We start from the raw sequence: 19,835 nt of genomic DNA, 5'->3' as shown, positions 1-19,835 counted from the left end.
GTCAGCGCACCAGTGCTACCGCCGGGGCACACCGGATCGCCACCGCCGGCCGTATATCCGCGGGAGCGCGTCGACTTTGGCGTGTCGGACGTTCGACGGCACGGTCGACACTCTCGTTGAGACGCTTGCCGGGAGCGGGCCGTACGGAACGGACGAGACCGCCGTCGGGTTCTTCGAGACCGGTTTCCGGCCGGCGTAGCCGGTGCCGCGCTGGGACGACTCGTACAGGTCTTCGAACTTCGAGTGTCCGTCGATGACGCCGTTCCGAGCCTTCTTCGCCGCCTTTTTTGCCTCCTGCTGGATCGCCGCGTTCGTCGCGTTGCCTTTCTCCTCCTCGACGAACGTCTCGATCTCGGTCGCCGCCTCGGAGTCGCCGCCGGACTCGAGGGCGCCGAGATCGACGACGTCCTCGAGTTCGCTCCTGAACTGTCGCGCCTCCTTCCCGAACTCGACGAGATCGACGGTGTTCCAGAGTTCTCGCAGCGTGACGACCTTCCGGATCGTACTGAGATCCAGCATCAGATCCGGATCTTTCTCCCGGATCGCGTCCGGGACCTCGTCGAGATTCAGGAGTTCCGGGAGCGCCGACATCTCGACGGTATCCGGCAACCGCTCGAAGTCGATCGTTCCGAGGAGGTCCTCGACCTCGTCGACGACTTCCCACAGTTCGGTCGCGGTCGTCGCCACCGACTCGTCGGACGAGTCGGTGGCGATCTCCCGGAACAACTGCCCCGTTCCGGTTACGAGTCGATCGAGGAGGTGCTCGAGGCTGTTCGATGCTGGTTCCATACGGTACGGAAACTGGGTAGCGAGAAAACGGCAGTGCTTGCCGATCTATCGGGCGCGCAGCACGTTACGGTCCGCAGTCGCAGCCATCCGGTCCGCGGCAACAGCCGCCGCGGACGACTCCGGAGCGATCGACCGATCGATCAGACGCCGCGGCCCTGCAGTTGCTCCGCTTCGGGGAGGTCGGCGTTCGCGTCGCCTTTCATCCCCTTGCCGAGGTTCTTCGAGATCTCGGCGAGCGTCTCGGGATCGTCCCAGTTGGTGGTGGCCTCGACGATCGCCTCGGCCATCTCCGGCGGGTTCTCCGCGCCGAAGATACCGCTGCCGACGAAGATGCCGTCGCACTCGTGGTGCATCATGAGCGCGGCGTCGGCGGGCGTCGCGATGCCGCCGGCGGCGAAGTTGACGACGGGCAGCCGTCCCATCTCGGCGGTCTCGTGGACCAGTTCCGCGGGCGCCTCGATCTCGCGGGCGTAGGCCTCCCGTTCCTCGTGGGTCATTCCCTCCAGTTCGCGGATCGCTCCCTTGATCGTCCGCTGGTGGTGGACGGCCTGGTTGACGTCGCCCGTTCCCGCCTCGCCCTTGGTGCGGATCATCGCCGCGCCCTCGTTGATCCGGCGCAGCGCTTCGCCGAGGTCGCGTGCGCCGCAGACGAACGGTGCGGTGAAGTCGCGCTTGTCGATGTGGTAGGCGTCGTCGGCGGGCGTCAGAACCTCCGACTCGTCGATCATGTCGACGCCGACGGCCTCCAAGATCTGGGCTTCCTTCGTGTGACCGATGCGGGCCTTGCCCATCACCGGGATCGAGACCTCCTCGACGATTTCCTCGACGTCGGCGGGATCGGCCATCCGGGCGACGCCGCCGCGCTTGCGGATGTCCGCCGGGACGGCTTCCAGGGCCATGACCGCGACTGCGCCCGCGTCCTCCGCGATGCGGGCCTGTTCTTTGTCGACGACGTCCATGATGACGCCGCCTTTCTGCATTCGGGCGAACCCGCGCTTGACGAGATCGGTCCCGCGTCGCAATTCCTCCAGATCGGTGTCTTCCGCCATGGCGAGGCGTTAGGAGCCACCGCACTTACGCGTGTCCTTTGGGGACACATGAGGCCGCTACCGATCCCGGCCCGTCGGGGGATCCGTCCGGCTCTGTCTCGACTGCCGGTCCGTCACCGCGAACCGTGCGACGGCTCCTGGGAATCGCTATCGTTTTGCACCTGCCGTTCGTGGCGCTGGACGAGCACGATGTCCACGTCGACCGGGATCCCCGATCGCGACTCGTTGCCGAGCTATCTCGCCCCCCTACCGAAGACGATCGAGGAGCTGGGGCTCCGGTTCGCGTGGTTGATCGTCGCGATCAACCTGGCGGGGACGGCCTTCGGCTTCTGGTACTACTCGGGCCAGTTCGCGACGACGGCGCCCGTGATGTGGCCGTGGGTCCCCGACAGCCCGATGGCGACCCTGTTCGTCGCGCTGGCGATCGCGGCGTGGAAACTCGGTCACGAACAGCCGTGGCTCACGGCGCTCGCCTTCTTCGGCAATATCATCCTCGGACTGTGGACGCCCTACACGCTGCTGGTCTTCTCGGATATCTACGCCGCACAGACCCACCCGCTGATGTACCAGTTCCTCTTCTGGAGCCACCTCGCGATGGTCGTCCAGGCCTACGTGCTCCACCGGATCTCGGACTTCCCCGTCTGGGGGGTCGCCGTCGCCCTCGCCTGGTACACGAGCAACCTGCTCGTCGACTACTTCGTTCCGATCGTCGGCGAACCACACCACACGATTCTCCCGGTCCCCCGCGACGAACCGACCTTCCTCGGGGCCGACGCGCTGGGTGCCGCCGCCGCGGGCGAGGTGACGTTTACGCTACTGGCGCTCTTTCTCGCACTCGCCACCCGGGTCAAAAAGTGTGAAGCGGCCCGATTGCAGGACGAGAGCGGTTGAACGTGGGTACCGCGGTTCCCGGAATACGGGCGGGCGCTCCACGGGACAGCAGTCGCCGATCGACTCGCCACTGCCGAATGCGGACTGCGAGATTCCGGCCTACAACGGGCCGAAACGGACAGTGCGACGTCGGCAACCCCGACGCCTCGAACAGTCATCTCGGCCGGATAGTGTCGGTTACCGTGACCAGTATTTTATGTCGGATCGAACTGTCGAGTAGGGTGTGTCAGCCCTCGCGTTCCCTCACGAGCGCTTCTCCCGGAGGTGATGACTCGTGCGCACCCGGACCGAAGCGATCGAACCCGAAACCGACCTCGACGCGGCGACGATCAGGCTGGACGGTCTTACCAAGCACTACGGCGACGTCACCGCCAACGACGACATCAGCTTCAGCGTCGAGCACGGCGAAATATTCGGCTATCTCGGCCCGAACGGAGCGGGCAAGACGACGACGATTCGGCTGTTGCTCGGACTCATCAGGCCGACGTCGGGCACCGCGGAAGTGCTCGGTGCGGACGTTCGCGATCGGCGGGCGCTCACCGCGGTGAAAGCCAACGTCGGGTATCTACCGGACGAACTCGGATTCGAGGAGCGACTGACCGGTCGTCAGGCGCTGGACCACTTCGCGCGGATGCGAGGGGACGACCGACGGGACGAACTCCTGGACCTGTTCGATCCGCCGCTCGAGAAGCGGATCGAGACGTACTCCTCTGGGAATCGGCGGATGCTCGGCATCGTCCAGGCGTTTATGCACGATCCGGACCTCGTCATTCTGGACGAACCGACCGCCGGACTGGACCCGCTCAAGCAGGACCGGATGCACGCGTTCCTCGAGTCGGAACGCGACGCCGGGAAGACGATCTTCTTCTCGTCGCACGTCCTCAGCGAAGTCCAGCGCGTCTGTGACCGCGTCGGGATCATCCGCGCGGGGGAACTGGTCGCCCTGGAGGACATCGACGTCCTGCTCGAACAGGGCGGCAAGGACGTGCGGGTCCAGCTATCGGAACCGATCGCCAGGGAGCAGTTCGCAACGGCGGAGGTGATCGACCTCGAGATCGTCGACAGGACGGTTCGATTCACCTACACCGGCGACCCCGCCGCGTTACTGGAACACCTCGTCCAGTTCGACGTCGACGACGTCGACATCGGCGATCCACAACTCGACGACATCTTCAAGCACTACTACGGGGACGACGCCACCGCAGGGGCAGAATGACGGCGATTCTGCGCGTCGAATCCCGCAAACTGCTCCGCGGTTCGCTCACCCTGTCCGGCCTCCTCGCGATGCTCTCGGCGTTCTTTCTCGTCGTGTTTCCGAGCGTCCGGGAGGAAGCGGCGTTGATCGAGGAGGTGTACCCGGCGTACCTCCTCGAACTCCTGGGGATCGAAGAACTGCACACGATCGAGGGGTTTGTCGGCGGCTACATCTTCTCGTTCGTCTGGATCCTTCTCACCGGGATCTACGTCGCGTACGTCAGCGCCGGTATGATCGCGGGGGACGTCCGCGACCGGAAGATGGATCTCGTCCTCGCCAATCCGGTCTCGCGCGAGTCGGTCGTCCTCCAGAAGGTGGCCGCCCTGTGGGTTCCCCTGGTCGCGGTGACCGTTGCCCTGCTAGCCGTACTCCTCGCCGGCGTGCCCGTCCTCGACGAGTCGTTAGACCCCGTCGCGCTCACGATGGTGCACCTGCTCGGCGTCCCCTACCTGCTGGTCTGTGCCGGCATCGGCATCGTCCTCTCCGTCCTCGTCGATCGCGTCGAAACCGCCCAGGCCACAGCACTGGGACTGGTGTTCGTCCTCTGGCTGATCGACGGCCTCTCGATCATGAACCCCGATTTCGAGTGGGTCGGCGCCCTCACGCCGAGTCGGTACTACGATCCGACGGCGATCCTCGTCCACGAGGAGTACGCGTTCCTCGACGCCGGGATTCTCCTCGCGGTCTTTCTCGTGTTGCTGGGGCTGGCGCTCCTCGTCTTCACACGGAGGGACATCTGACGTGCGTCACGACGCGCACGATGGCGCGGGCGATCCACCGGAGGTGACGCCGTGACGGCCATTCTCCGACTCGAGTCCAGGAAGCGGGTTCGGGGCTCGATCGTCCTGCTCGTCGTGTTCGCCCTCCTGTCGGCCCTTTACTTCTCGATGTTCCCCGGCATCCAGGAGGAGATGGAGGTGTTCGAGGACGCGTTCCCGGCTTTTCTGTTCGACCTGTTCGGGATCGAGGCGCTGGACACGATCGAGGGGTTCATCGCCTCCGAAATCTACTCCTTCTTCTGGTCCCTCCTCGTCGCCGTCTACTTTGCATACGTCGGGGCTGGTATGATCGCGGGCGACGTGCAGGAGCGGCGGATGGACCTCACGCTCTCCAACCCGGTCTCGCGCGAGTCGGTCGTCCTCCAGAAGGTGGCCGCCCTGTGGGTTCCCCTCGTCGCCCTGAACGTCGGCGTTCCGGTCATCGTCTACGTCGGCGCGCTCGCGATCGGCGAGTCGTTCGATCCGATCGCGCTCGCGATGGTGCACCTGCTCTCCGTGCCCTACCTGCTGGTCTGTGCCGGCATCGGACTCGTCGCGTCGGTCCTCGTCGATCGAGCGCGTACCGCCAGGACGACGGCGCTGAGCGTGGTGTTCGCCCTGTGGCTCGTCGAGGCCGTCTCGCGGCTGGACCCGGCCTTCGAGTGGATCGGCGCCCTCACGCCGAGTCGGTACTACGACGAGACGGCGATCCTCGTCCGCGAGGAGTACGCGTTCCTCGACGCGGGGATCCTCGCGGTCGCGTTTCTCGCTCTGGTCGGCCTCGCCGTGCTGATCTTCACGCGTCGAGATATCTGACTCGCTGGGACCTGTAACAGTCGTGTGCGGACGAACGAGGACACGGGCTATATGCGGACGTGGGGTGTACGGGCCGTGATGGCGCCGAATCGGCGGGACGTACTCGAACTCGCAGGTGCAGCGGCGACGGTGGCCACCGTCGGAACCGCGGCCCCTCTCACGGGCGCCACACAGGAGACGACCGACGATCCCCCCGCGTATAGCCAGTGGCTCACGATCGAGGACGGCACGCTCGAGTTCGCCTACGTCGAGTGGGCGGCCCTCGACGACTACGTCCGGGACGAACTCGAGGACGCGGATCCGAACGAAGAGGTCCCAGAAGCGTACGAAGCGGATCCGATGATCGCGCCCGTCTCGGAAGGGGCCCTCGCCGTGTACTTCGTCGGCGGTCTCACGCTCGGCCAGTTCAGACTCGGCGGACTCCTCGACGACGCGTTCGACTCGACCGTCGAGGGACTGCTTCGGACGATCGACGCGTTCGTCGTGACCGGGCGCATAGAGCCCGGGGAGATCGACGCGCAACTCACCGCCGAACCGGAGGCGGAGTTTCTCGTCCAACTCGAGCGGACGACCGAGATTGGCGGGTTCGACGTCTATACGCCGGTCGCGGACGGCGACGACGCGGCGATCGGCGTCGACGGCGACGCGCTCGTCATCGTCGACGGCGAGGACGATCCGCTGGGGATACTGGAGACGACCATCGGTGCCGCGGCGGGCGACGTCACACGGGCGACGGACGACGCCGACGCGTTCGAGTGGGCCATCGGAACCACCGGCGACGGCGACGTCGTCGCCGGTCAGTACGGTCCCCAGCCGGACGACGAACTCGTCGATTTCTCGTACGAGGGGCTCGAGGACGCCGAGAGCATCGTCTCGTCGCTCACCGTCGAAGACGAGGACGCGTCCGCCGGCGACTTCGCGGCGGTCGTCGACGATCCGGACGAGGCGACGCTCGAGGAGTCACTCGGCGCGACCGGTTCGGACCGATCGGTCGACGTCGACGGAAATCGCGTGACCGCGACGGCGACGTGGCGGGAGGAGGATCTGGCGGTCGATCGGCTCCGCTCCCGTCTCTAGGAGCGGACGTCGAATTCTCGACCGGTGACGACGGGAGCAGCGGCGCTACTCGAGGATCACGACGGCCGACTCGGTCTCGAGCATCTCGCCGTCGCCCGAGTACGCCCGCTCGCGTTCGACTTCGAAGAGGTCCTCCTCGAGTTCCTCGCCGGCGACCCGCAACACGCCGGCATCCTGATCGATCTCGTACTCGCCGCTCTCGATGCCGGCGTCGATCTCGCCGACCTTCGAGCCGAACTTCGGCCCGAGCGTCGAGTAGTCGAGATCGATCGCCGCGACCTCGGTCGAGATTTCGGGCTCTTCCTCGAGCAGCGTCAGGTCCCGGACGTGCATCACGTTCTGGATCGCGTCCTCGAAGCCCTCCACGGGGCCGTACACCGAGACGGATTCGAGGTCGGCGTTCAGCGGAAGCTGGTTCTCGCTCTTGTAGCGCCGGAGCGCGGAGATGACTTCCATGGCGGTTTCGCCCGCCTCGAGGTCGGCCTCGTGGCCCTGCGGGCTGGGCCAGTCGCGGACGTGGATGCTGGTCTCGGTCAGGCCGTCCTCGCCGTCCCGCGGCTCGCTTCGCTCACCGCTCGCCCCATCCGAGGCGCTACGCGCCTCGCCGTCCGCATAGACGGCCTGCCAGATCTCCTCCGTGACGTGGGGGAGGAACGGCGCCCACAGTTCGAGGAACGTGCGGTGGGCGGTCCGGAGCGCGTACTGCGTCGACGGATTGTCCTCCCGCGTCTTGGCGATCTCGAGGTAGTCGTCACAGAAGGTGTTCCAGAAGAACGTCCGCAGGCGATCGCGGGCCTTCGCGAACTCGTACTCCTCGAGCATGCCGGTGAGCTCCGCGATCGCGTCGTCGAGCTCCGCCAGCAGCCAGCGATCGATCGCCTCGAGTTCCGCAGGCTCGTCGGGGTCGCGGGGCGCGAGGGTGTCGACGAGTTTGGAGGCGTTCCAGAGCTTCCGCAGCAGCTTCTCGCCGGCGGTCAGGTCCTTCTCCTGGTACGGGAAGTCGTCGCCGACGGCGGCGCTGGCGGCCCAGAACCGGACCGCGTCGACGGGGTACTCCGCGAGGACCTCGTCGGGTTCGACCACGTTCCCCTTCGACTTGGACATCTTCTCGCGGTTCTCGTCGAGGACGTGACCGTTGATCATCGTCGCGTCGAACGGCACCTCGCCGGTGTGTTCGTAGCACTTGACGACGGTGTGGAACAGCCAGAACGAGATGATGTCGTGGCCCTGCGGGCGCAGATCGAACGGATACAGTTCCGGATGTTCCATCGTGAACTCCTGTGCCTCCGCGTCCCAGTCCCAGCCGGCGTTGATCAGCGGCGTGAGCGAGGAAGTCGCCCACGTGTCGAAGACGTCCTCTTCGGCCTCGAACTCGTCGCCCCCGCACTCGGGACACTCGTCGACCGGTGGCTCGTCGCTCAGGGGATCGACCGGCAGGTCCTCGCGATCGGCCAGGATCTCGTGATCGCAGTCGGCGCAGTACCAGACCGGGAACGGGATCCCCGAGTCGCGCTGGCGCGAGATGAGCCAGTCCCACTCGAGCCCCTCGATCCAGTGTTTGTACCTGGTAAACATCTTCTCGGGGTACCAGTCCATCTCCCGGCCGGCCTCGAGGTACTCCTCCTTGTGATCGAGGATCTCGACGTACCACTGCTTGGAGACGCGGAACTCGACGGGCGTCTCGCAGCGCTCGTGGACCTGCACCGTGTGGGTGATCTCCCACCGATCGCGCAGGGCGCCCTCCTCGTCCAGGTCCTCGACGATCGCCTCGCGGGCCTCCTCGGTCGAGAGGCCCTCGTAGTCGCCGGCGAGGTCGGTCATCGTCGCGGACTCGTCGATCGCCACGCGGAGCGGCAGGTCGTGGGCCTGGTACCACTCGATGTCCTTCTGGTCGCCGAAGGTACAGCACATGACGATCCCGCTACCTTTCTCCATGTCGACGCGATCGTCCGCGATGATCGGCACCTCCTGGCCGAAGATCGGGACGCGGGCCGTCTCGCCGACGAGGTCCTGGTTCTCGTCGTCGTCGGGGTGGACGAAGACGGAGACACACGCGGGGAGGAGTTCGGGGCGAGTCGTCGAGATGACGAACTTGTCGCGCGGCGCCTCGCTACCCACCAACTCGAAGGCGATGTCGTTGAAGTGCGACCCTCGCTCGTCGTCCTCCATCTCGACCTGCGAGATGGCCGTCTCGCACTCGGGACACCAGATCGCGGGGGCCTTCTTGCGGTACTCGCGCCCCTTCTCGTAGAGGTCGAGGAACGAAAGCTGGGAGATGCGCTGGACGCGGGGTTCGATCGTCTTGTACGTATTCGACCAGTCGATCGAACAGCCCAGCCCCTGCATCTTCTCCGTAAACTCGGCCTCGTACTCCTGGCAGACCTCGCGACAGCGGTTCTGGAACTCGCGGCGCTCGTAGTCCTGGTGGCGGATGTCAAGTTCCTTCTCGGTCAGGCGCTCGCTCGCGATCCCGTTGTCGTCGTAGCCGAACGGGAACAGGACGTCGCCGTCGGCCATTCGCTGGAATCTCGCGGCGAAATCCTGGAGCGTGTGGCCGTAGAGGTGGCCCATGTGCAGGCTCCCGGACACCGTCGGCGGCGGCGTGTCGATCGCGTAGACGGTGTTGGGATCGCGCTCGGCGTCGCCTTCGTAGGCGTAGACCGCCTCGTCGACCCAGCGGGACTGCCAGCGCGATTCGACGGCTTCAGGGTCGTACCCGCCCTCGAGGCTCGGTTCGTCGCTGTCCTGTTCGGGTGCGTCCATACTCATGCTCTCACCGCCCAGGGTGGGCGTCGTCGGTTCGTCGGTTCGGTCCGGAGATGATCGGTATACATCGCTACTACTGGCCTTGATCGGTGAATTCTGGTCGGCGACAATACATCCGTCGAAACGGGGTGGGAAATGCGGGGCTATGGGGCCCCTACGAAAACCGTATCGCGCGACCTGTCGACGGCGATCGTGGCCGCGACGACGCGGGTCATGGTGTCGTATTTGGTCGAGACGGTGTTAGTTGTTTCGTCGTCACGACGCTCGATTCCAGGGGATCCCGTTCGATCGCCAGCGAGTTTTTCGATTTTGTCAGTCGAACGAAAACGAATATACAGTTGTCACGAGAACGCCCGATCGATGCTCCCCGCCGACGGAATCCACGGGTATCTCGGCGTCCAGGCCGCGTTCTACGCGTACGTGGCCCTCACGCTCGCGATCACGATCGCCCTCTGGTGGGTCGGCCTCCCCACGAACCTGTCTGTCGTCGCGTTTCTCGCGATCGGTGCCGTACTCCTGGTGCCGTTCTGGCCGCTGTTCGCCGACCACCATCCGGAACACGACGACTGAGCCGGTATCGTCGCCGCAGTCGGCTACTCCGGGTTCGGTCCCGTCCCGTTCTCCGGGTCGGACGGCTCCGACGCCGACTCGGACTTCTCCGTCTGTGCACTCAGGTGGATCACGGCCCGACTGTCGCTCGCGTGGGTTACCTCCCCGTCGAGGTACGCCGCCAGCCGATCGAGAAAGCCCGCCTCGGCGCGGTGGTCGTCGGCCCTGACGAGTTCGATCCGATCGTGCTTCCGCGGATCGTAGTCTCCCTGCATGATCACCGAGAAGAGTTCTCGCGGGGTCACCGGTTCGCCGGCGTCCAGTCGAGCGGCGATTCCCGAGAGCGAGGATTCGACCGTCGTCTCGACGTCGAACGTGACGTCGACGGAGACGCTCTCGTCCCGATCGGCCGCGGCGAGAAACTCCTCGGAACTCCTGATCGCCGGTTCGAGGATCGCCTCGAAGTCGACGCCGTACCGCTCCGTGCCGAGGTAGACGAAGGCGAGCATCGCCCGAAGCCCGTCGAGGAAGGCGTCGTCCGTCGTCGTCGCCTCGAAGATCTGGCGCCGATCCTTCTCGGAAAGGGCGTGCAACAGCAGGTCGAAGTCGAGCACGCCCGCGTGAACCCGTCGCCGGATCCGCGCCTCGGCGTTTCGCTTCGACTGCTCGTGGTTCATCTCCCGCTCGCCCAGCAGGTACGCCCGATCGGCCGGGCTGAGGACGCCCCGTTCGCGATCGATTTCCGTGTTCATAATCGATATCCGATTATACGACACCGACTTCCATCCGAAGCACTATGAATGGCCCGGTCCCAGTAGTCACCGATGACCACGAACGGGGGCCGGATCGACGGATGAGCGGTCGGATCGCGGGCAGGTACGCGGACGCGATCGTCTCCCACAGCCGACTCGTCGTCGCGCTCGTTCTCCTGCTGACCGCCGTCGTCGCCGTCGGGGCGGCCGTCGGCGAGAGCCAGGACGGCGGGATCGGACAGTTCGACGTCGACTCCGAGGAAACGCGGGCACAGGAGGAGATCGACGCCACGTACGGCACCGACGACGGGGTCGTCGCCCAGATCGTCGTTCGCGACGAGGGTGGCGACGTCCTGACCCGCGAGTCGCTGCTCGAGGGGCTCCGGCTACAACAGGAGATCCGCGAGGACGACGACCTGAACGCGACGCTCGACGAACGGGGGATCGTCGGTATCGAAAACGTCGTCGCGACGGCTGCGGTCTTCGAAGACCGGCAGGAAGCGGCGACCGGCCCGCCGGACGCGACCGGTCGCCCCGACGCCAGCGAACCCACGCTCGAGGCCCAAATCACCGCCCTGGAGTCCCGATCGGACGCGGAGGTCGAGGCCCTGCTCGCCGACGTGCTCGATCCCGACGGGGAGCAGGGTCCGCCCGGCGGGTCCGCCGGGGCCGGGGACCCGTACGAATTCCTGCCGGCGGACTACGATCCCGGATCGACCACCGCAGACGCGCGCATCGCGTTCGTCTTCCAGGTCGACGACAGCGGCCCCGACGAGGATCCCGCGGCCGCCTACGAGGCCCAGGTCGCGATCGATCGACTCGTCGAGGATCGATTCGACGACGCGTTCGTCTTCGGGCAGGGGATCACCGACGAGGCCTCCGCGAACGCCGTCGGCGACAGTTTCGCCATCATCACGCCGGTCGCGCTGGTGCTCGTCCTGCTCGCGCTCGGGGTCGCCTATCGCGACGTGGTCGACGTCCTGCTCAGCCTCGTCGGCATCGCGGTGGTGATGGCCTGGCTCGCGGGCATCATGGGCTGGCTGGAGATTCCATCGAGCCAGCTGCTGATCGCCGTCCCGTTCTTGCTGATCGGGCTGAGCATCGACTACTCGCTCCACGTGATCATGCGCTCGCGCGAAGCGCGGGCGGGACTGCTCGATCGAGACGACGCGACGACCGACGGCGGCTCGGGCCGGAGCGTTCGGGCCGGAATGCGGGCCAGCGTCACCGGGGTCGTCCTCGCGCTGGCGGCCGCGACGTTCTCGACCGGGATCGGCTTCCTCTCGAACGTCGTTAGCCCCCTACCGGCGATCCGGGAGTTCGCGATCCTCTCCGCCGGAGGCATCCTCGCGACGTTCGTCGCCTTCGCCGTCCTCGTCCCGGCGCTGAAAGTCGAGGTGGACGGCCTGCTCGAGGGCCGGTTCGGACTCGATCGCGCCAGGCAGCCGTTCGGTGCGGGCGCGGGAGTCGCCAACCGGGTCCTCTCCGGGGGCGTCGCGGTCGTCCAGCGGGCACCGATCGCGATCGTTCTCGTCGCGCTCGTGCTGGCCGCCGGCGGCGCGTACGGTGCCACGGGGATCGATACGGAGTTCAACCAGGCCGATTTCCTCCCGGAGGACGCCCCGGAGTGGGCCGAGTCCCTCCCCGGTCCGCTCGCGCCGGACACGTACACGGTCAGCGACGACGCCGAGTACCTCGGTGACAACTTCCAGGAACGCGGCGAGGGCAGTCGCACCGAGATCCTGATATGCGGCGACGTGACCGATCCGGCGACCCTCGCGGCGATCGAAGACGCGTCCGCCGACGTCGACGGCGACGGGACGCTCGTCGTTCGATCGGACGGGCGAGCGGCGATCGAGAGCCCCGTGACGGTGCTCCGGGCGGTCGCGGCCGAGAACGAGTCCGTCGCCGACGCGCTCGCCGAGCGCGACACGGACGGCGACGGACTGCCGGACGAGGACCTCGCGGGCCTCTACGACGTGCTCTACGCTGCCGACGAGGACGCGGCCTCGTCGGTCCTCTACCGGACCGACGCCGGCGATGAGTCCGAGTACGAGTCCGCGCGCCTCCTCGTGAGCGTCCGCGGCGACGCGGCCGCACAGGACGCGGCCGACGACACCCGGTCGGTCGCGTCCGCGATAGAGGCCGAGTCCGGCGGGTCGGTGACCGCCGTCGCGACCGGGGGCCCGGTTACGACGGCCGTCATCCAGGACGCCCTGCTGGAGACCCTCGTGCAGGCGTTCGTCATCACGCTGGTGGTCATCTTCGCGTTCCTCACCGTCCTCTACTGGGTCCGCTACCGATCGCTCTCGCTCGGGGCGGTGACGCTCGCTCCGGTCGTGGCCGCGCTCGCGTGGCTGCTGGGGACGATGGCGCTGCTCGATCTCCCGTTCAACAGCGAGACGGCGGTCATCACCAGCCTCGCGATCGGGCTGGGCGTCGACTACAGCATCCACGTCGGCGAACGGTTCATCGACGAGCGGCGCGAGGCCGATCGCACCGCGGCCTCGCGATCGGAGGCGCTCGGGCGCGCGCTCGCCGCGACCGTCACCGGAACCGGCGGGGCGCTGTTCGGCAGCGCGCTCACCACGGCGGCGGGCTTCGGCGTGCTCGCGCTCGCGCTGGCTCCACCTCTCCAGCGCTTCGGACTCGTAACGGGGCTGAGCATCGTCTTCGCGTTCGTGTCCTGCCTGACGGTCCTGCCGTGTCTGCTCGTCCTCCGGGAGCGACTGCTCGCGTGGAGCGCCACCTGATCTCAGCGGGCCGATCGCCCCCGCAGGAACCCCCGACGATGCGACGGGCCTGTTCGTCGGCCTCGTGGCCGATCGTGCGCCGGTGTTCCTCGCCGGTATACGTCGTGTGAAACTATAGTAACAACTGAAACGATTCACACACTGATCGCAAAGCGGTCCTGCGATCGGGTGTGCAGTGACTTTCAGTGGCTACTATACCTGCTGGTCGGTTTCGAGACGGGCATCACGGTCGAGAACTGGCGGATCACACGTCCCCGTCGTCCGAGTGGGCCCGCACCCAGAGTTCGCCGATCCGCGAGAGCCGCGTCCGGTAGGACTTGCCGTGTTCCTCGCGTTCGATGTACCCCTTGCCGCCGGGGCCGAGCCGATCGACGTTGTAGATGACCTTCGAGCGGAAGCTGTCGGTGTACTCCTCGTTGAGTTCGCGGGCCAGCGACTCGGCGAGTTCCGAGACGGAGTCGAACTCGCCGTCCTCGCCGAGTTTGAACAGGACGAGTTCCTCGAACGGCTTGACGTTCGAGAAGGAGGTGACCGGGAGTTCGACGATGTGACTCCCGTCGATCTCCTTCGCGCCGATCGTCGTCCCGCGCTCGTCGAACTCCGAAAGCAGGTTCCGGGCGCTCTCGAGTCGGTCCGCGATCCGATCGTCTGCGACGGCATCGTCCTGGAGGTCCTCGAGCAGGGTGATCTGCTCGCGCAGTTCCTCGGCGAGTTCGGTCTCCAGGTACTTCTCCGGGGCGGTGTAGTAGGTGTGGATCTGTTCGCGCTCGTCCTCGCGTTCGACCATCAGCGAGTTGGCGGCCGTCGCGAAGGCGAAGCTGACGGTCCGGGGCATCGCGGCGACGTTGACCCAGACCTCGTTGCCCCGATCGAGTTCGGCGGTGATCAGGTTGTAGGCCTGTTCGAACGCCTCGTCGTAGTCGTAGACGTCCTCGAGGACGAACCGCTCGGTTGCCGCGCCGAGCAGGTTCCGGAAGTCCGTCTCGAGCTTCTGCGAGAGGTTCCGGGAGTACTCGACGTTGGCTTCGCTGCCCACCGCCCCCTCGAGCAGAATGACGCTGTCGACGTCGATCTGATCGCGCACCAGCGGCGCGATCAGCCGGTCGTAGTCGAAGCCGACCGGGACGATATGAGTCTGCATACGTGGTACAGCGGTGCGGCAGTAATAAAAACCTCCAGACTCGGGATCCGCTCACGCCGCGTCCGTCCGGTCCCCTGCGCTTGAAGCGGGCGTCGGTTCCGCGTCGGTGACGATCGACCGATCGGGCAGTTCGGGAGTCGGTTTCCGGCCCAGCGTGAGGAGCCGCTCGGTGCGGGTCACCTCGTCCGCGGTCGGGGACGGCTTCTCGATCTCCTCGTACTCGACTGCCACGCCGTCGGGGGCGTCGCTGATGCGGACGACACACAGCTGATAGGACGGGTAGAACACCGGCGGGAGGACGCCGGCGACGACGTCCCGTCGGTGGAGTCGCTTCAGCCACGTCCCGGTGTTGACGAGCAGCCTGCCGTCGACCTCGGTGACTCCCGGGCGGTGGGTGTGCCCGTAGCAGAACACCGCCGTCTCCGGCCGATCGGCGAACACCTCCCGGGCGGCGGCCGCGTACGGTTCCTCGGGATCGACGGTGAGGTCCGTCTCGAACACCCCGAATCGATCGACGGTCTCGCCGAGGTCACGGAGGACGAAGTAGACCGGGATGGCCGCGAGGAGGAGCACGCCGGCGATCGCGACGTTGACGACGAGGAGGAAGTGGACGGCCTCCCCGACCAGGCCCAGCCGGCCGAGCGCCGCGTCCGTCGTCGCCACCGGCATCGTCCAGATGCCGGCGACGTCCAGTCCCGCTAACACCGCGAGGACGATGCTGACGTTGAACAGCAACAGGAACGGGATGATGGCGTACCGCAAGAGGGGGTTCATTTCGCGGTAGAAGTACTTCGAGAGGAGCCAGCGAGGCACGCGTTCGGTCGGCGTGACCGCCTGAACGTCCTTCAACCAGTTGAACCGGCCCCGATCGGACAGTCGGCCCGCTCGACTCGTCACCTGGGTGTTGTAGTGGTAGCCGACCGGTGTCTCGTACGGATTCCCGTGGTCCTCGAAGCGGTTGTTGGGGTCCTGCTGATGCCCGTGTTCGAAGTGAATCGTCCGGTCGCCGACCCGTCGGGTGAGCGACTCGGACTGGACGAGGTCGACGTTGTACTCGGCGAGTCGGTCGACGTACTCGTCGTACGCGGCGAGTTCGTTGTCGTGGTTGCCCGGCAACAGCGTGATCGGAATCGCCTCGCCGGTCGCGCGCAACTGGTCGAACAGGTCGGGATACCGCTCTGTCAGGACGTCGAATTTCGCGAGGCCGTCGACCTCGGTGAACTCCCACAGGCCGAACGCGTCGCCGTTGATCAGCAACTCCGCGTCCTCCTCGATCGTCTCCAGGCGTTCGAGAAAGGCGACCAACTCGTCGAGAAAGTCCACCGTGGCCAGTTGTTCGTCGCCGCCGATGTGGAGGTCGCTGATCACGTAGTAGACCAGATCGTCGGCCATCGTGTCATCCGTTCGAGAGCAGTACGTATAGTGCTACTCCCGCCGGTTCGCCGGCGCCGCCGGTTCGCGAGCCTTCGTTCGGCGGTTCGTCGATCGGTCCCGGCAGGTAGCGAGTGCGCTCCGATCGACTGTCGGAGACGAAGCGACTTCAGCAAGAACGGAAACGTGAGTGAGAGTGTCGACCGTCCCGGTTCGCGACTGGAACGCGGGCCGGTCACGTCGGGTCGTCGGTGGGAGGCGACGATCCGACCGGCAGGAAGTGAGCATGAGCACACACCGGGTGGTGTGGCCACAGGTCACAGCCACAGGGGTTGACTACGGTGGTTTCGGTTCGTCGGTGTATTCAGTCGTGATCACCTCACACCAGTATTGACTGACTGTCCGGCATTAAACCTTATTGTTGGAACAATATCTGGAATATTCTCGATTTTGGTTTACAACCAGGATTGAAATTGGCCCTATTCCGCTGTAGTTCCAACTATTGCATCGTTTGGGTCCGCAAGGTTGACGTCCGCCCGGTTTCGAGCGCCACGGGCACGCTCACCTCCGCGGGACCGGCGTCGTCGGTCGCACCGCTCAGTCGTCCGTCGACCCCGATCGCGCCGCGTCCGGCCCCTCCAGGATCGCCGCGACTAGTTTCTCCTGTGCCGACCGGAGATGTTCGTGAAACGTCGCGGGGGAGACGTCCAGCGTGTCGGCGATCTCTTCGCCCGAACTGTTGCGGGGCCACTCGAAGTACCCCGCGTAGTAGGCCGTCTCGAGGGCGCTCCGCTGGCGATCGGTCAACTCGTGGGCCAGGTGTGACTGGAGTTGGCCGATCGACGGGTCCGTAGGGGTAACCTGTCGCCGGGCGATGGTTCGAACGCGGGGATAGACGTCCCTGATCGCGTCGGTGACGGCCCTAACGTCGGTTTCCTGGGGGAAGTGAAGGGTCATGATGTAGTCCCCGTCGTGGATGGCCGTCGACTCGACGTAGCCGCCGTGGGCATCGATCGTCGAGTACAGGGGCGGCGACGAGATCGTGAGTTCGAACCGGACCTCGCCGACTGATTCGTCAAGTACCGTGATCTCGTCCCAGTGGGGCACTGCGTCGACGAGTCGTTCGATGGTCGGGATCGTCTCCGCGGCCGTGGTCCCGTACTCGAGGTACCGATCGCCGTCGATATGGATGACCCGATCGAACCAGACGGACTGGCCGTCCATGTTCGGGCCATCAAACATCGCGACCGCGTCGTCGATGACGAGTTCGAGTTCGATCACCGTCTCGCTGAGCATGACCTGTTTGCGCTCGTGGGCGGCGATCGCGTGGCCGAGAATCTCGCCGAGCTGGCCGACGACGGTTCGCTCTTCGTCGGTGAACGCCTGACTGCGGGCGCTGGTCACGCCCAGGACGCCGTACAGCGCGCCGTCGTGCGTGATCGGCACCGCGGCCGCGGCCCGATAGCCGCGTTCCCGGGCGTCGTCCCGCCATGGTTCGAAGTCCGGGTCGGTGAACACGTTGTTGGACACCTGGGGTTCCTGCGTCCGGGCCGCTTGCCCGAGCGGGCCCTGGCCGGCGGGTTCGTCGGGGTCGGTCGAGATCGGGATCGACTCGAGATAGCCGTCGACGCCCGCCTCGGCCCTCTTGGAGACCGCTCCGTCGGACGGGTCGACGCCGGCGACGAAGGCGAACTCGTAGGACGGCGAGTCCGCGAGCGAGTCGCAGACGATCCGCTCGAGGTCGGCCCTGGAGGAGCCGGTGACGATCGCGTCGTTGAGTTCCCGGACGACGGTGTACACGTGATCGAGTGCGGCCAGCCGCTCGCGCTGTCGCTCGAGTTGCCGCTCTCGCCTGCGGGTCTCCGTGACGTCCCGGAGGATCGAGAGGTGCATCCCGGGGCGGACGTTGGCGACGGCGTTGCACTCGACGACGCGTTCGTCGCCGTCGGACTGAACGATCGTGAACGAGCCGCGAAACCGGCCGTCGTCGAGGAACTGCTCCCACGCCGTTTCGACGTCGTGATCGTCGTGGACGAACTCGATCAGCGATCGGCCACGGAGTTCCGATCGGCTGGTGTCGAACAGGTCGCAGGCGGCCGGATTGGCGGCGGCGATCCCCGATTCGTCCCCGACGAGGATCGCGTCGTGTGCGTCTTCGAAGACGGACCGGAACCGCTCGTACCCCGATTCGAGCCCCTCCTCGCGGGTTCGCCACGGCGTTCGATCGCACACGTGGACGGTGACGCCGCTCTCGTCGGGGTAGAGCCGTGCCTCGATCCAGCCGTCGATCGGCGGGTGGTACGTCTCGATCGTGAACGGGCGCTGGTGCTCCATCACGCGTTCGTGGGCGGTCCGGAACAGTGCGGGATCATCCTCCGTGTCCGATACACCGTCGAGTCCGAGCAGATCGCGAGCTTCCTCGTTGACGTACGTGTACTGGAGGTCCGCATCGAGCGCGTAGACTCCGTCGTGGATGCGCTCGATCGCCGTCGAGAGCGCCGCCGGCCGGTCTCCGCCGACTCCCGTGGTGTCGCCGGTCGACGACGCGTCCCCTTCCCGTCCCGGGTCCTGCTCGCCGGTGGTCGAGTCTCGGCACATCACAGGAGGGTCGGTACCGTCGGAATCGGGCCGAACGGTCGCGACGACCCGCTCGGATCCGTCGGACGGGGTGCTGACCTGTAACTGGTGCGTACACGGGACCTCGTCCCCGGCGGCGGTCTGGAGCGTGAGATCGAGCGTGACCCGCGGACCGGCCGCACGCCGATCCGTGGGCCCGCCGTGGCCGTTCCCCGAGGGTTCGTCACCGTCCTCCGCGTTTTCGTGGTCGTCCGTCGCGGTTCCGTCAGCGTCGGTCTGTGCCGATCCCCCGGCCGTGTCCTCGCGACTCGTATCCACGAGCGTTCGGGCCAGGGTCTCGACGCGATCGACCGCGGGATCGGGATAGACGAGCGACGCGTGTTCCCCCAGGAGGCGATCGTCCTCGTACCCGGTGATCGTGGCGAATGCCTCGTCGACGGCGACGAACTGGTACCGGGAGTCGAGTTCGTAGGACGCCTCGCTGGGGGCCCACAGCGACTCGCGTGCCGACGGCCGCTCCTCCCGGCAGCCGGTGGTCGACCATCGTCTGTGCGCTGTCATTACCGTCCACAATGGGTCCCCGTGAATAAGCGTACCGGGGGTGACACCGAACGGATCGACGGTTTCCTAGCGGCGTGGGGCGGCCGAGACGTCACTCCTCGTCGGCCGTCCCCGGATCGATCGATCGAACCAGTTCCGCGATCCGCTCGCGGTCGCGCTCCGGGTCGATTGGGATCTCGTCGCCGATCGAGGTGGCGACGTCGGCCGGTATCTCGAGCGGGGTCGTCCCCCCCGCCATGCCGTACGTCGTCTCGGTGGGCCAGACGGCGACGTGGGTCTCGGCCGGGAGCCGATCGGGACCGTCCGCGGCCACGCCGGGTGCGATCGGGTAGGACACGTCGAGGACGAACCACCGTCCCCTGGTGCCGTTTGCGGCCTCGAACGCGTGGGTCTCCCGGGTTCCGTCGACGACCAGCCCCTCGTCTTCGATGGTGTCGACGAACTGGCCGCGGGCTTTCGGAGCCGCAATCGAGAACGCAGCCCGCGGTGAGACGCCGAGCGAGGGGAGCGGCGGCGAAAACGCCAGGTCGACCGCGAACAGGGACCGAAGGGGCACGTCGCTCGCGCCGAGTTCGGCCAGCGTCGACGCCGTCTCGATCGGTTCGTATAGCGTCGTCTCGGCGGTGATCGAGGCGACCAGGACGGACGTCGTCCCCGTTCGGGTGCCGGCGGGTCGCCAGGTCTCGGCCAGCGACGCGGGCAGCGCGATCGTCATTGCGGTCCCGTACGC

At 66.6% G+C, this 19,835-nt stretch carries 15 protein-coding genes; 7 read left to right on the top strand and 8 right to left on the bottom strand.

Annotated features, from left to right (window positions below; genetic code table 11):
• Positions 1 to 15: 15 nt before the first annotated feature.
• Positions 16 to 789, bottom strand: coding sequence for a hypothetical protein (locus tag AC6I6X_RS18140; RefSeq protein WP_497931964.1), 774 nt, complete (start codon positions 787 to 789; stop codon positions 16 to 18).
• Positions 790 to 929: 140 nt separating this feature from the next.
• Positions 930 to 1,838 (bottom strand): pyridoxal 5'-phosphate synthase lyase subunit PdxS, encoded by a 909-nt coding sequence (gene pdxS / locus AC6I6X_RS18135; RefSeq protein ID WP_497931963.1) that lies wholly within the window; start codon positions 1,836 to 1,838, stop codon positions 930 to 932.
• Positions 1,839 to 2,027: 189 nt separating this feature from the next.
• On the opposite strand from pdxS, the gene AC6I6X_RS18130 reads away from it, so the two are divergent.
• From AC6I6X_RS18130 to AC6I6X_RS18110, 5 genes are all read left to right on the top strand, one after another.
• A complete protein-coding gene (locus AC6I6X_RS18130) occupies positions 2,028 to 2,729 on the top strand; it encodes a DUF1405 domain-containing protein (protein WP_497931962.1) in 702 nt (233 codons plus the stop codon).
• A gap of 274 nt (positions 2,730 to 3,003) precedes the next feature.
• On the top strand, positions 3,004 to 3,945 hold the full coding sequence (locus AC6I6X_RS18125; RefSeq protein WP_497931961.1) for an ABC transporter ATP-binding protein: 942 nt from the start codon (positions 3,004 to 3,006) through the stop codon (positions 3,943 to 3,945).
• Complete coding sequence (locus AC6I6X_RS18120) at positions 3,942 to 4,724, top strand: ABC transporter permease subunit (protein WP_497931960.1); 783 nt, start codon at positions 3,942 to 3,944, stop codon at positions 4,722 to 4,724. The genes AC6I6X_RS18125 and AC6I6X_RS18120 overlap by 4 nt, the downstream gene beginning before the upstream one ends.
• Positions 4,725 to 4,775: 51 nt before the next feature.
• Positions 4,776 to 5,558: an ABC transporter permease subunit gene (locus AC6I6X_RS18115; RefSeq protein ID WP_497931959.1), complete on the top strand. Its 783-nt coding sequence runs from the start codon at positions 4,776 to 4,778 to the stop codon at positions 5,556 to 5,558.
• A gap of 78 nt (positions 5,559 to 5,636) precedes the next feature.
• Entirely contained in the window at positions 5,637 to 6,635 is a 999-nt protein-coding gene (locus tag AC6I6X_RS18110) for a hypothetical protein (RefSeq protein WP_497931958.1), read from the top strand.
• Between the two features lie 45 nt (positions 6,636 to 6,680).
• Here AC6I6X_RS18110 and AC6I6X_RS18105 read toward each other — a convergent pair whose 3' ends face one another.
• Positions 6,681 to 9,398: a valine--tRNA ligase gene (locus tag AC6I6X_RS18105; RefSeq protein ID WP_497932224.1), complete on the bottom strand. Its 2,718-nt coding sequence runs from the start codon at positions 9,396 to 9,398 to the stop codon at positions 6,681 to 6,683.
• A 363-nt stretch (positions 9,399 to 9,761) separates the two neighbouring features.
• Here AC6I6X_RS18105 and AC6I6X_RS18100 point away from each other — a divergent pair, with 363 nt between their 5' ends.
• Positions 9,762 to 9,971: a hypothetical protein gene (locus AC6I6X_RS18100; protein WP_497931957.1), complete on the top strand. Its 210-nt coding sequence runs from the start codon at positions 9,762 to 9,764 to the stop codon at positions 9,969 to 9,971.
• 23 nt (positions 9,972 to 9,994) lie between these two features.
• On the opposite strand, the gene AC6I6X_RS18095 is transcribed toward AC6I6X_RS18100, so the two are convergent.
• On the bottom strand, positions 9,995 to 10,702 hold the full coding sequence (locus AC6I6X_RS18095; protein ID WP_497931956.1) for a DUF8102 family protein: 708 nt from the start codon (positions 10,700 to 10,702) through the stop codon (positions 9,995 to 9,997).
• 101 nt (positions 10,703 to 10,803) lie between these two features.
• On the opposite strand from AC6I6X_RS18095, the gene AC6I6X_RS18090 reads away from it, so the two are divergent.
• Positions 10,804 to 13,455 (top strand): efflux RND transporter permease subunit, encoded by a 2,652-nt coding sequence (locus AC6I6X_RS18090; RefSeq protein WP_497932223.1) that lies wholly within the window; start codon positions 10,804 to 10,806, stop codon positions 13,453 to 13,455.
• A 244-nt stretch (positions 13,456 to 13,699) separates the two neighbouring features.
• On the opposite strand, the gene AC6I6X_RS18085 is transcribed toward AC6I6X_RS18090, so the two are convergent.
• The 4 genes from AC6I6X_RS18085 to AC6I6X_RS18070 all read right to left on the bottom strand — a co-directional run bounded on the left by AC6I6X_RS18085 (position 13,700) and on the right by AC6I6X_RS18070 (position 19,820).
• On the bottom strand, positions 13,700 to 14,596 hold the full coding sequence (locus AC6I6X_RS18085) for an HFX_2341 family transcriptional regulator (RefSeq protein ID WP_497931955.1): 897 nt from the start codon (positions 14,594 to 14,596) through the stop codon (positions 13,700 to 13,702).
• A gap of 51 nt (positions 14,597 to 14,647) precedes the next feature.
• Positions 14,648 to 15,988 carry a metallophosphoesterase gene (locus tag AC6I6X_RS18080; RefSeq protein ID WP_497931954.1) on the bottom strand — a complete coding sequence of 447 codons (1,341 nt, stop codon included), beginning with the start codon at positions 15,986 to 15,988 and terminating at the stop codon, positions 14,648 to 14,650.
• A 576-nt stretch (positions 15,989 to 16,564) separates the two neighbouring features.
• Positions 16,565 to 19,105, bottom strand: coding sequence for a bacterio-opsin activator domain-containing protein (locus AC6I6X_RS18075; RefSeq protein WP_497931953.1), 2,541 nt, complete (start codon positions 19,103 to 19,105; stop codon positions 16,565 to 16,567).
• A gap of 91 nt (positions 19,106 to 19,196) precedes the next feature.
• Positions 19,197 to 19,820, bottom strand: coding sequence for a DUF6517 family protein (locus tag AC6I6X_RS18070; RefSeq protein ID WP_497931952.1), 624 nt, complete (start codon positions 19,818 to 19,820; stop codon positions 19,197 to 19,199).
• Positions 19,821 to 19,835: the final 15 nt, after the last annotated feature.

It is taken from the genome of Halosolutus sp. YCN4, from assembly GCF_059736495.1.
This window is presented reverse-complemented; position numbering and strand designations above follow the sequence as displayed.

Excerpts from the sequence above, each read along its gene's own strand:
- AC6I6X_RS18140 (WP_497931964.1), bottom strand. The coding sequence starts at position 789 with ATGGAACCAGCATCGAACAGCCTCGAGCACCTCCTCGATCGACTCGTA.
- pdxS (WP_497931963.1), bottom strand. The coding sequence starts at position 1,838 with ATGGCGGAAGACACCGATCTGGAGGAATTGCGACGCGGGACCGATCTC.
- AC6I6X_RS18130 (WP_497931962.1), top strand. The coding sequence starts at position 2,028 with ATGTCCACGTCGACCGGGATCCCCGATCGCGACTCGTTGCCGAGCTAT.
- AC6I6X_RS18120 (WP_497931960.1), top strand. The coding sequence starts at position 3,942 with ATGACGGCGATTCTGCGCGTCGAATCCCGCAAACTGCTCCGCGGTTCG.
- AC6I6X_RS18110 (WP_497931958.1), top strand. The coding sequence starts at position 5,637 with ATGGCGCCGAATCGGCGGGACGTACTCGAACTCGCAGGTGCAGCGGCG.
- AC6I6X_RS18105 (WP_497932224.1), bottom strand. The coding sequence starts at position 9,398 with ATGGACGCACCCGAACAGGACAGCGACGAACCGAGCCTCGAGGGCGGG.
- AC6I6X_RS18100 (WP_497931957.1), top strand. The coding sequence starts at position 9,762 with ATGCTCCCCGCCGACGGAATCCACGGGTATCTCGGCGTCCAGGCCGCG.
- AC6I6X_RS18095 (WP_497931956.1), bottom strand. The coding sequence starts at position 10,702 with ATGAACACGGAAATCGATCGCGAACGGGGCGTCCTCAGCCCGGCCGAT.
- AC6I6X_RS18090 (WP_497932223.1), top strand. The coding sequence starts at position 10,804 with ATGAGCGGTCGGATCGCGGGCAGGTACGCGGACGCGATCGTCTCCCAC.
- AC6I6X_RS18085 (WP_497931955.1), bottom strand. The coding sequence starts at position 14,596 with ATGCAGACTCATATCGTCCCGGTCGGCTTCGACTACGACCGGCTGATC.
- AC6I6X_RS18080 (WP_497931954.1), bottom strand. The coding sequence starts at position 15,988 with ATGGCCGACGATCTGGTCTACTACGTGATCAGCGACCTCCACATCGGC.
- AC6I6X_RS18075 (WP_497931953.1), bottom strand. The coding sequence starts at position 19,105 with ATGACAGCGCACAGACGATGGTCGACCACCGGCTGCCGGGAGGAGCGG.
- AC6I6X_RS18070 (WP_497931952.1), bottom strand. The coding sequence starts at position 19,820 with ATGACGATCGCGCTGCCCGCGTCGCTGGCCGAGACCTGGCGACCCGCC.